The sequence below is a fragment of the Maledivibacter sp. genome, assembly GCA_025210375.1.
Taxonomy (GTDB): Bacteria; Bacillota; Clostridia; order Peptostreptococcales; family Caminicellaceae; genus JAOASB01.
On the sequence record JAOASB010000052.1, the window covers coordinates 86,171 to 99,090 of the forward strand.

4 protein-coding genes are annotated in these 12,920 nt (G+C 38.2%); all 4 read left to right on the forward strand.

Translation table 11 applies throughout. The features are described from left to right. Positions 1–44 precede the first annotated feature (44 nt). The 4 genes from N4A68_18080 (at position 45) to N4A68_18095 (ending at position 12,822) form a co-directional block, all read left to right on the forward strand. On the forward strand, positions 45–1,760 hold the full coding sequence (locus tag N4A68_18080; GenBank protein ID MCT4566205.1) for a methyl-accepting chemotaxis protein: 1,716 nt from the start codon (positions 45–47) through the stop codon (positions 1,758–1,760). Between the two features lie 245 nt (positions 1,761–2,005). Next, entirely contained in the window at positions 2,006–7,987 is a 5,982-nt protein-coding gene (locus N4A68_18085) for an IPT/TIG domain-containing protein (protein MCT4566206.1), read from the forward strand. A gap of 238 nt (positions 7,988–8,225) precedes the next feature. Continuing rightward, a complete protein-coding gene (locus N4A68_18090; protein MCT4566207.1) occupies positions 8,226–11,162 on the forward strand; it encodes an S-layer homology domain-containing protein in 2,937 nt (978 codons plus the stop codon). Positions 11,163–11,316: 154 nt separating this feature from the next. Next, positions 11,317–12,822, forward strand: a complete 1,506-nt coding sequence (locus N4A68_18095) for an S-layer homology domain-containing protein (GenBank protein MCT4566208.1) — start codon at positions 11,317–11,319, stop codon at positions 12,820–12,822. Positions 12,823–12,920: the final 98 nt, after the last annotated feature.

Consider the following 12,920-nt stretch of genomic DNA (forward strand, 5'->3'; position numbering starts at 1 on the left):
AGTAAAATGAATCGGAGTACAAATTATTGGAAAGAGGGATTGAAATGTTTGACAATTTAAAGATCAAAGCAAAAATAGGAGTATTTTCAACGGTCTTAATGTTGTTTATTGTTTTGCTTGGTGGGGTAGGATTTGTGAATCTTACAAAAGCTAATAAGACCATGGTAACAATGTATAACGACAGATTACTTGCAATTGAACAACTAAATGATAATAGGGCAAATGCAAGAGCAGTGGAAGCTGATATAAAAAGTATTATCCTCCATGCTGGTGAACCGCAAGAACAAAAGGATATACTACAAGATATCAACAGTAGGGGACAATTATTTGATGAGCAGTTTGAGAGGTACAAGAAGACAAAATTAGATCAATTTGAAATTGATACAATTAAGGTTTTAGAAGATAATTTATTAAAATACAGGGATGAAGGAGAAGAGGTTATATCCCTTGCAATGATCGGTAAAAGTGAAGAAGCATTTGAAGCTTATCATAAAATTGAAAAAACAATAGAAGCTTTTCAACAAAATCTAGTGGATTTGGCTAATTATAATGTGAAAGTAGCACATGATTTAAATGATCAGAATAATATTGAGTATGCTAAAACAATTAAAATCTTTATAACTATACTTATAATTTCTTTACTAATTTCTATAGTATTGTCAGTATACATAACAAGAGTAATAAGCGAGCCCATATATTTAACCATCAATCATATGATAGAGTTATCTAATTATGATATCAAAAGAGATGTATCATCAAGGTTTATGACTAGAAAAGATGAAATAGGTGACCTAGCACGAGCTATACAAAGAATAAAGGACCAACTAAGGGATTTGCTAGAACATATTGGTGATACCTCACAGCAAGTCGCAGCCTCTGCCCAAGAACTTACATACACATCTCAACAATCAGCTGCATCGGCAGAAGAGGTTGCAAAAACCATAGATGAAATTGCAAGGGGGACATCGGATCAAGCTGAAAATACGGCACAGGGTTCAGAAGAACTGATGGAACTCGGAAATATCATCGAAGAAGAGAAAAAACATGTGTACGTATTAAATGAATCATCAAATGTTGTAAATAGTTTAGTTGGACAAGGCTTAGATATACTTAATAAATTAGCCACGAAAACAAAGGAAAGCAGTGATGCCACAGAGAATGTATATGAAAGTATCAAAAAGACCAATGAAAGCTCAGATAAAATCAGTGAAGCAAGTACTCTTATAGCATCTATCGCAGAACAAACTAATTTACTTGCATTAAATGCGGCTATTGAAGCGGCAAGAGCAGGAGAACATGGAAAAGGCTTTGCTGTTGTAGCTGAGGAAATTAGAAAGCTTGCGGAACAATCTGCAGAATCAACTAAAATTATAGATGATATGGTAAAGGTATTGCAGCAGGATTCACAAAAAGCCGTAGAGATAATGGAAAGTGTAGCAGTTATAACTAAAGACCAAATGAAAAATATGAATCTTACTGAAAATAAATTTAATGAAATGAGTGACGCAATTAACAGATCAAGGGAAGCAGTAGATATAATTAAGGATTCGGGGATACAAATTGAACAAAAGAAAAATGGAGTTTTGGATATGATACAAACCCTTTCGGCAGTGGCTGAGGAAAATGCAGCTGGTACCGAAGAAGCATCGGCTTCTATGGAAGAACAATCATCTTCTATGGAGGAAATTGCAAATTCTAGTGAAGCATTATCCCGATTATCCCAAGAGCTTCAAGAATTAGTTGCTAAATTTAAAATTTAGCCAACAACATAATCAACAACATAACCAATAACATAAGCAATGCAAAGGGACGCAGATGAATTGGCCCTTTGCATTGCTTATTTTCAATATTGTAATATACTTTTAACAAAATATGTCACAATTTGGGGATATAATGGAATATAAAGGGTGTTGCCATAAATTTCATCCCTTAGCAAGTAAAGTGATACTTCAAATATGCCGATACATTAGAGAAAGACCATGGTATAAATTAGGGAGGGGAGTCTATGTTGAGAAAGTATAGCAAAGTACTAATATTCATGTTAGCATTTGTGGTTATGTTTACATCTATTTCATTTGAAAATACAGCTTATGCAGCTGGACCACCTGATATAACCAGAATTGAATTACAAACTATCACTGAAACCGATGGCTCGGTTACGGAAAGATATTTGATATGGGGGTCAAATTTTCAAGACCCTAACTTCATAATAGAAGGATACACCATAGATAGCAGTATCTATACAAAGGAAAATTCAGCCTATGTAATAAATAGGAGTAGTAAGGCTGGGTTGTATCCCGATCTATGGCAGATTCCAGCCGATGGAGATATCACTATTGAGGTGGAAAACTCCGATGGTTCTAAGGATTCTGTTGATTTTAGTATTAGGGTGAAGCCTACTATAACAAATATTTCAGCAGTATCAAAAAAAGTGTACGTTGGTAAGGCATTGACCATTGAAGGAACTGGATTTACCGACGGTTCAAGTAATGATATAGATACGGTATATGTTTCTGGTACAACATACAAGCATCCCGGAGACTATTCTATAACACCGGAAAAAAATATTCATATTGCCACCGTTAAAGACCCCCATACCCAAGGGATAAGCGATATAATGGTAGTAAAGGATACTGGAGATTCGGGCTTTATAGGAAAGATAGTCGGGGTATATAAGGATGCTATTACAGTAGTAAAAGAGACGGATATCATTGACCCGGATAAAATGAAGATAATACCTAATACTGGGCCCATCGAAGGTGGGACAAGGGTTAGGATATTCGATGAAGCAACAAAATCAAACTTAAAACCCGATATGAAAATTTATGTAGATTCCATCAGTGCTGGCAATTTATTCACTGATATTAAGCTTATATTGGATCCAGCTAATAGCAGCAAGGTAATTGGTATTTCAGGGTTGACGCCTCCGTCGCCTACAGGGGCCCAGGGTTTTTTTGACATAATTATTACTGATAAAACGGGCTCAAATGAACAAAGGATAGATAATGCATTTACATATGAGGAAAAGGAGAATCTACTTAAGTTAATCAAGGTAGACCCTGTGTCAGGAAAAGCCGGGGCTATAGTAAACGTAAAGGGTAAGAATATATTGAATCTTAATATTCCATATATAGAAGATGTTGAATATTTAGATGAAAATGGTACAAATGTAGTATCTAATTTAGTAGGGAAAAGGGTAGGAAATAAACTAGTTATATTCTATAGGGGTGATGACAAGAATAACCCAGGAAGTAAATTGAAGGTTAAAAGAGAAATTGAGCTAATAATTGGACAGGTTGCGGAAATTCAGGAGACTGATTTAATCGTTAGTCCCACAGTTGATGAGATAAAGGTGAAGATCCCTAGTACAAGTGAAACGGGATTAGTTGACGTTACAATAAATGCTACAACAACCATAACCGATTCCTCCAATGTGGTAAAGGAGATCAGAGAAGAAGAAGATAAATTAGTTGACGGCTTTGACTTGATTCCATCGGTTTCACAGCCTGAGATATCAGAGATACAACCGGCAAAGGGAGATGTACATAAGAGAATATACCTTACTATAAAGGGTAAGAAATTCCAAGTTCTTTCTAATGTTGATTTAACACCAGATTTTCCAGAAATCACCGTAGGAACAAGAAAAGCAACGGTTACGGCGGTTTATGATGATGAGGGTAATGTGGTGAATGGAGTAGGAAGAGAGTTCGGTACAATTATCAAGGCCTACATACCTAAGCTAGGTCCATCGGATAGTGCAGCCCATGGCCCCGTAGATGTGAGAATTGAAAATCCAGATAAAGGGGATACGGTTTCCTACAAAGGCTTTGAATTCCTAAATCCCGATCCAGCCCATAAGCCTAAAATAAAAAGTATCGAACCAAATATCGGCTCCTTAGATGGAGGGAATGTGGTAGTGATAGAGGGCGAAGGCTTTGCCCATACAAAGCCTGTTCCAGATGTCATAGTGACTATTGATGGCCAAATAGCTAATGTCAATAGTGCCACCAATACAACGATAGAAATTGTGGTTCCAAAGGGTATATCTATTGGTGAAAAGCCTGTACAGGTAATAACTGAGGATGGTGCCATGGATACCATTGAGGTAGATGATTCAGATCGTGAAGGATATACCTATGTGAGACGCCTTTCAGACCCGGAGGTAGAAACAATAGCTCCAAGCTTTGGTGGTGAAGGGACAGTAGTTTACATATTTGGTAAGAACAAGGGAGATGAATACCCGAATTTCTACAAGCCAATTATAAACCCTAGTGCTAGGGTTGAAGAAATGGCAGGTACTAGGGTATTGCTTAATGGAATAGACGTAAATGATATGGGTATTGATGAAGCCACTTATCCCGATGGCTCCCTATATGAAAGGGCAGCTAAAAATTCCGATGGTACCCTAGGAAATCTTAGGGATACCGATAAAAATGGTAATATCTTTGACATACCACATGATGATGCCAATGCACCAAGGGGATTTACCATTGAGATAGAAGATGAAAGCGGTACAAAGGTAAAAGCCCTATCAAGGGTAGAGGTAATAGATGACAACACCCTAAGAATCATGATTCCAGGTGGATACGCGGCGGGATTGAAGGATGTAACCATCTTAAATCCAGACTCATCCACAGTAACGGTTAAGGATGGTTTTGATTATAAGATACCACCTTTAAATGCGGATGTTAGGATAACAGAAATAGATCCAAACATAGGAACCAACCTTGGAGGAGACTATATAACTATTACTGGTAAGGACTTTAAGGATGGAGCCCAGGTTTATTTTGGAGGATATAAGTCCGATTCCGTTAGGGTTTCTACTGAGCATACCCTCATAGTAAAAACCCCTCCATATCCCCTACCTAATCCCGATGTAATAAGTCAAAAGGATGTAGAGGTAGTGGTGGTGAATTATGATGGTAGCTCTGCGGCATCACCGGCGGACCCCGCTTCTGTGGATGAGCCTAGTACGGGCTATAGATATATGGCTCCAAAAACTAAGCCGCAAATTAGCTCCATAGAACCCGACACAGGGACAACCCTTGGGAATGAATTAGTTACAATCATAGGACAGGACTTTAGGATGGTTACCCATGATAAGGATCATACTCCCCTGGCTAAGGCAGAGTACCCAAAGGTGTTTTTTGGTGGTAGGGAAGTAAAGGAAGAAGATTTTTTAATAAGTGAGTTTAAGCATAATAGAATTGTCGTAAGAACTCCTTTTTATGGCAAAGAAGGGGTAGTAGATATAACTGTGAAAAATCCACAGCTTGAATTTGGATCAGTAACCAAAACAGCAGCATTTACCTATAGAACCTCAAAGCCTAAGATCAACAGTGTATTTCCTAAAAGAGGCCAAAAATCAGGTGGAGATGAAATAGTTGTTAAGGGGACGGAAATATTGGCTGGGGATTTTACTGGTCAAATAGAAATAGTACCATCTTCAAGTGGATTTAAGCCCGTGATAGACGTATTAGCTATTTTTGGAGATGAAAAATTTGAAAAGCCACTTAGGTTTGGAGAGGCCAAGGGAACCTTGGGAGATATAAAGGTGGATTATAAAAGCGATAGACCAGAGACTCAGGTTCCTGATGGCAGCGGTGGGACTACAACCACTACGGATAGCCTTATAATTTACCATGTGGATGATGAAGGTAATGAAAAGGCCATAGCCCATTATCCCCTAGAATCTGAGAAAAGAATGATATTTGTGATGGATTGGAAGGAATTGGGTATTGATATATCCCAGGAGGCCATTGTAGTGGAGCTTATGGATGATAATCTTATTGCTAGAAGGAGAGTAGCTCCAAGGGCAGATGTATTGAATTCAAGTGATGATAATCCCATCAAAAAAGTAGAGATTCAGACGCCGCCCGCTCTAATGATTGGGCCTAAAGATCTATATATTGAGAATAAGGACAGGGGATGGGATAAAATAAGCTTTGAATATATACATCCATCAAGTAGACCTGCTATTAGACAAATACTTCCAAATAGCAGACATCCCAAGGCTGATCCAGATAGATATTATGTTGAAAGCACCGTAGAAGGTGGGTTATATATAACCATAGATGGGTATGACTTGAGACAGGGAGCAGAAGTATTTATCGATGGTGTTCTTGCGCCATTGGTTAGTATGAATCTACTAAGTAATTCGGATTCTGAAGACCCCGAGGGAAGACCTAGATCAAGGCTCATAGTAATGGCTCCAAAGGGAGAAGCCAAAAAATTAAATGAAGAGCTTCAGATCATGATTATAAATCCCGATGGTGGTTTTGTAGATGCTTCAGATACATCTAAAATAGTACCTGGGTCGTCGGGGGCTGAAGTAATGCCATATTACTTTGTCTATAGAATACCGGAAAGTGATCCATATATAGATAGTATACTTCCTACCGAAACTTCACAGGCCGGAGGAAATCCCATAAGAATCATAGGTTATGATTTTAGGGGAGGTTTAAGGGTAGTAATAGGTGGTATGCAGTGTCCAGCGGTGAATCCCGCTGATATACATGTTGACGAGATAGTAGCTGAGACTCCTACTGATTTAACACCGGGGATTAAGGATGTGCAGGTTATTAATAGTGACTATGGTGCAGTTACTAAGTCTCCAGGAATAACCGTAATCAGTTTTCCAATAATAAATGGAGTACATAGTGAAGGCGGCGATGCAGTGGACAGAGTATCCATAGAGGGTGGAGAGAAAATAGTTCTTTCCGGTAAAAACTTTCAAAGCGGAGCCAGTGTTTATTTTGGAGGAGAAATAAAGAAAATAGGTGACTCTGATGATGCTTCGATAAAGGGTTTATTTAAAGATGATGACTACTATGCCGTTGAGGATGCCTATTCAGCTAATGAAGTTGAATTTATAAATGAAAATAAGCTTATAGTTACTGTTCCTGAAGTGCTAAAGGAAGGTAAGTATACCATAACAGTTCTCAATTCCGATGGTGGAATATCCTATGGCGGAGTTGAGGACCCTGACGAAGGCTATGTACTATTAGAATACAGAGTGCCAATACCTACCAATCCAATTGGGCTTGAGGCGGAAATAGTAAATGACAAGTACATAAGAATCTACGGATATAGCTCAGTAAATACAAGCTACTATGAAGTATATGCTTGTATAGACGAGAATTCTCCCGATGACGATGATTTTAAATACCTTGATACAACCGAGAAAACATCATATAAGATAACTAAATTTAAGGAACTAGATGATGATGAAAATATCTATCTGAGAATAAGGGCGGTAAATAAGTATGGACCTTCTCAATGGTCTAATGTTGCCAAAATATCCTATAGAGAGCTAGATGATATAGATGGAATAGGAAATGAAGACACGGACGGAGACTTGGTATCGGATTATCAAGAAAGCATAGGAAGTAATGGAGTAAATGTTGTTTTGGGTCATAAAAACCTAAAGGGTAACGATTACTATATATATGTTATCGACCTTAAGGATAAAAAATATGATAAAATAGATAAGCGGGTAATCAATATTCCTGGTAAAATAATAAGAAATTCCAATAAAGCCCTGCTTATGGATAATGGTGATACTAAGCTTCAATTAAACGTAAGGAACTTCTATGTATATTCCTTTATCAATATGGGGCCAAAGGATCAAGAAAGTACCTACGGTAGAATAGTATTCAACAGAGCTAGTGGTAAGGATTCCGATTATATGCAAAGAAAAATACCGAGAAAGTACAAACTAATTTCAAGGGTCTATGATATAAAGGCGGAATTCCAAATGCAGCAAAAGACCACCAAGCTAGATAGTATGGCAGGTTATATGGATTTGGAAATAGGCTATGATGATAACAGATTAAATGGAATAAAGGAAACCAAACTTCAGCTTTATAAATACTATGCTAAAGAAGGTAAATGGATACCCCTAGCAGGTGGTGTAAACCCAGACACCAACAAAGTTCATGCTAGAATAGACGGCCCAGGACAATATGCAATACTAGGGGAGAAATAATGGAGTTCTAAGTTCTAAGTGGTAAGTTCTAAGATTGGGGTCATGGCTCTTGGAAGTGCCAAGATAAAGAGCGGCGCCATGGGGACGGTTCGACTGACACGCTCTTCCCCGTGTGTCTGTGGAACCGTCCCTGTGGCATAGCGACAAAACAACATTGAAGATTGATCCATTTAAGATACAAGTTTTTAAGCATGTCTTGGGGCTGACCCTTTGGCATAGCGCGTCTGGAGGAATGTTTATGAAAAAAACACTAACATTAGCATTAACCCTATTAATAACAATAAGTCTGTGTCTGCCTTGCTACGCTGAAAACTTATATCAAGGGGTTCCGGTACCTCAGTTCACAGGATCGGTGACTGATATACAGAATAAGGTGGAGATACTGGGATATAACAAGGGTGCCCAGCTTTTGCAAAACTCCGTATTTACGGATACCCGTGGACATTGGGCTAATAGAGCCATAACTAGGATGAGTGCCCAATCGATTATAAAGGGCTATGGACAGCATAAATTTTCCCCAAATACCAAGATTACTCGTCAAGAAGCTATAGCTTCCCTTGTTAGAATGAAGGGCAGGGAAGGGACAGTACAGCAAAATCTATCTCAGCAGGGAGCGGGACTTAGCGGTAATATCATAAATGATCTGTGGGCGGAAGGCTATATTGCTGAGGCTCAAAGCCTAGGAATATTAGTGGGGGATGAGGATTCAAACTTCAAATCCAATACAAGCCGAGAGGAAATAGCAGTATGGGTGGCTCGTTTATTAGGACTTGATTCCGTTTATGACAATATAGAGATTATGTATACCTTTAAGGACTGGAAACAGATATCCTTTGAAAATATAGGCATAGTCGAAGCTGTTCTTCAAGAAAAGATAATGCAAGGGGATTCAAATAAGAATTTTAATCCACGCAGTTATATAAGCAGGGCAGAATTTGCAGCCATACTCAACAATATTAGTGATAAATTATATGAAGAAAGGGATCTTAAACAACATTTTGGACAAGTCATCAATATTCAAAGGAAAGATACAAAGGACATAGGTTCCCTTATTAAAGAAACTATAGTAACTATAAAAAATATAGATGGAACAATGACATCGTTGATCGCTAAAAATACCGCCAGTGGAGCATTAAATGAATTTGTAGTATACAAAAACGGTATTGTTTCAGGCAGTAGTATACTTAGTATGGGGGATGAGGTAGAGTACATATTGAGGGGTGATCAAGTAATATATGTGGAGACATACAATGACAGCTCCATAGTAGAAAAAATTAAGGAAAGCAGCCTAAAAAGTTCTAGGCTCAGAACCTATTTTGGCAAGGTTATGACAATATCCAAAGAGGATAATAGCCCGATTCAAAACGCCAAAGCCGTAGATAGGTTTAGGATAAGAAATATAGATGGACAGGACTTTGACATAGTGGTTGAAACTGATGTTAATACGGGCATGAAGAATGACATAATAGTCTATAAAAATAACAGGGTTGGGGGAAGTAGCCTACTGGTGCAGGGTGATGATATAGAATATGTGGTTAAAGATAATAAGACCATAGTATATGTTAATGTAATCTCAATAACCAGGGAGATAATCAGTGGGACAATAAAGACCGTAGATCCTGCTGAAAATAAGATAGTTATCCTAGATTATGACGACAAAACAAGGGTATTGAGAGCTACACCCTACGCCGCCGTAACCATCAACATGAGGCCCGGGGCTTTATCCGACTTAAAGTATGGCCAGGAGGTTACATTAAATGCCAACAATGGACTAGTTACATCCATAACCAGTGAAACCTTTATGGATGAACCCGGCTATATACCTAAAAAAGGAATGGCTAGAATGGGTACAATCAAACACCTTGAAGATGGCAGTGTGACCATAGAATATAAGGATGGTACAAAGGAAAACTTTAAGGTAAATGATGGGACAACCATAGTTAAAGAAGGTAGAAGCATTAGGTCATATGATCTTAGAGAAGGTGACAAAGTAAAGCTTTATTTTGATGATATATATTCTAAGGAAGCAAGTAAGCTTCAAGTAGAAGGAAAAGAACAGTTAATCAAGACGGTTTATAAGGGCAAGCTAAACAAGGTGGATGTTAGTGGAGATGAGATAACATTGACATCACCTAAGGAGCTAGAAAACAGTAGGTGGAAGGATGTAAATGACTACAAGGTTAAAGTAGAGCTTGATGACTTGGCTACTATCTATTATAATGGTAACGAAATTGATATAGATGATCTTGGAGATGGCCATATAAATGATGATGTTTATGTAGTACTTGCAGATTCCTATAGTAGGGATAAGGGAATTAAGGTTGTAGTCAAGGGAGGTAGTGAAAAGCTATATAATGATGTAATAGATGGAGTAAACTTTGCGGCAGAAAAGTTTGAGCTGGACAATGGTAAAAATATTATCTATGATGAGGGTACCATTATCGTCAAAGATAATAGGCTGGTAAGTTCCAGTGGACTTGAAGAAGATATCAATGCCTTGGTTGTCACTGATTACTTAGGTGGAAACTATAGGGCCAGTGTTATTGAGCTAGGAGTTACTGGTGGAGGTAGAATATTTGAGAATATTTATTTAGGTAAGATAGACTCCATAGACTCCAATGATTTTGATATAACAAAGTATAGTGAATTAAGTGGAAACGAGTGGGATGATGTTTCGAGGGGAGATATGACCCTTGATTACAATGATGATACCTTCATAGTAGATGTAACAGACGAAGAATATAAGAAAATAACAGCCCATGATTTCTTCCACGATGGATATTCCGAGGAGGAGGACGAAGACTACTTCGGATTCATGGTTACAGATGATGATCAGAATGTCATAGCCATGAGCCTTAGAAAGGATGAGTTATTTAAAAATAGTGATATCGATAGTTCAAGTGAAATAGAACATGAATTAGATGACCTTATACTTACTAAGGGGGCAGTTGAGAACATCGACCAGCTCAGAAATAGACTGAAGGTATCTGATCCATACGATTGGAGTCCATTCTATGAAGAATGGAAGGGAAATAGAAACCATGAATATGTGGATATAGAACAAGCTCTATTCATAAAGGGAGATGAAGTAATCGACAGAGATGACATAGATGAAGACGACACAATCTATATCCTCAGAAACGACGAAGATGCAATAGTTATATTTGTGGAATAAAAGATAGTTCAAAGTTCTAAGTGGTAAGTTCTAAGTTTAGGGTCCTCGGTGCCATGGAATTGACCGTCCCCGTGGCATAGCAGCAAATCCGAGTAGCCCCAAACCCTTAGAACTTTGAATTTGCAGCTTACAACTCAAAAACGGTGGTGATAACTTGAAGAAAATATTAACAGTAGCATTAACAATAATACTTCTAACGACGACAATTTCATACGGACAAATTACTGGCTTTGATGGTGGCGTAAAGGACGACTATATGTACAAGGAAGTAGTATTCATCACAGGAAAACCCGTAATAGTTGAAGGTGAAGTCAAAACCCAGGAAAGACAAAAGGGAGATATAGTTACTACCACCTATACCTATGAGCTTAGTAACACAGAAGAAAATATGCAGGTCAAAAGAAGGGTTACATATGAAACCAACCTTTACAAAAAAGAAAAAAAAGGGCAAACTGTGGGAGTTACATCCGTAGATAGATACAGCGAAAGAATAACCGTTGGAAACGATAGGTACAATCTTGAGGACTATCAGTTTTCAAACTCCACAATATACGATAACAGGCCCGCTGTAGACTTTTACTCTGGAAATTTAACCAGTAAAAAAACATACTCTATAAATAGGGACAAGGGTACTGTTGTTATTGAAGGCAATAGTGATACCATAGTTGGATATAAGCACTATTGGGGAGCTTCTGAAACCTGTATATTAACCCAGGATATTCATAGAAAGCAGCAAGATGCCTATACCGATGGGGACGGAGATGCCCACGATATAAAATGGGATGGACTAGTAACCCTAAAGCTGTCATCTACAACTAAAAAGGATTTAGATTACATCAAGAACGAGCCCACCAACATAAGCTTTAGGGGAGGATTACTGCAGAGTGAAAAACAAGAAAATATACTACAGTATGAATATGATCTTCCCAAATTTGATGACGATGGGTTACCCGACAGGAGAAAAAGAGTTAAAGATGAAGAAAACCTAAGGATGGATACTGAACCCATCCATAAAAGATTGGTAATACCAAACCTAAAGGATATTAGTCCCCATTGGGCAGAGGAAAGTATATTTACACTATACAGCTTAGAGATATTCGATGACCCATCACCATACTTTGGGCCTAAGCTTCCTATGACGAGATCGGAATTTGCAAAATCCATAGTTAGAGCCATCTCGTTACTTGAGGAGGAAGAAAATACAGAAAAAATAAGAAGGCAAAGAATCAAAGACGGTGAAGAGGAAGAAGAAATCTTTGATGATATAAATAAAGAAGATGATAACTTTAAGTACATAAAGTTTGTAAAGGAAAAGGGTATAATGAATGGGGTCAATGACAGCTTCTTTTCTCCCGATGGAGAGTTGACTAGGGCACAGGCTATCACTATACTTATAAGAACATTAGGACTGGAGGATCTAGCTCCAAATCCTCCCTACAAAACCCACTTTGAGGATGACGAGGATATACCATTTTGGGCAAAGGATTCCATATATGCGGCAAATGAAATCGGTCTACTAAGGGGGGACTCCTACGGTAGAGTGAACCCAAATGACACCATGAGTAAAGCCGAAGCAGCCCAGTTCATATACAGATATATAAAACACATCAAGGATGAAATAACCATTGATTACAGAGAAAAAATAATCAATAATCGTTAAAAAGGTTAGATTTGACTTGGGTAGCGGCGCCATGGGGACGGTTCGACTGACACGCTTTTCTCTGTGTGTCTGTGGAACCGTCCCCGTGGCATAGCGGC

Excerpts from the sequence above, each read along its gene's own strand:
- N4A68_18080 (MCT4566205.1), top strand. The coding sequence starts at position 45 with ATGTTTGACAATTTAAAGATCAAAGCAAAAATAGGAGTATTTTCAACG.
- N4A68_18085 (MCT4566206.1), top strand. The coding sequence starts at position 2,006 with ATGTTGAGAAAGTATAGCAAAGTACTAATATTCATGTTAGCATTTGTG.
- N4A68_18090 (MCT4566207.1), top strand. The coding sequence starts at position 8,226 with ATGAAAAAAACACTAACATTAGCATTAACCCTATTAATAACAATAAGT.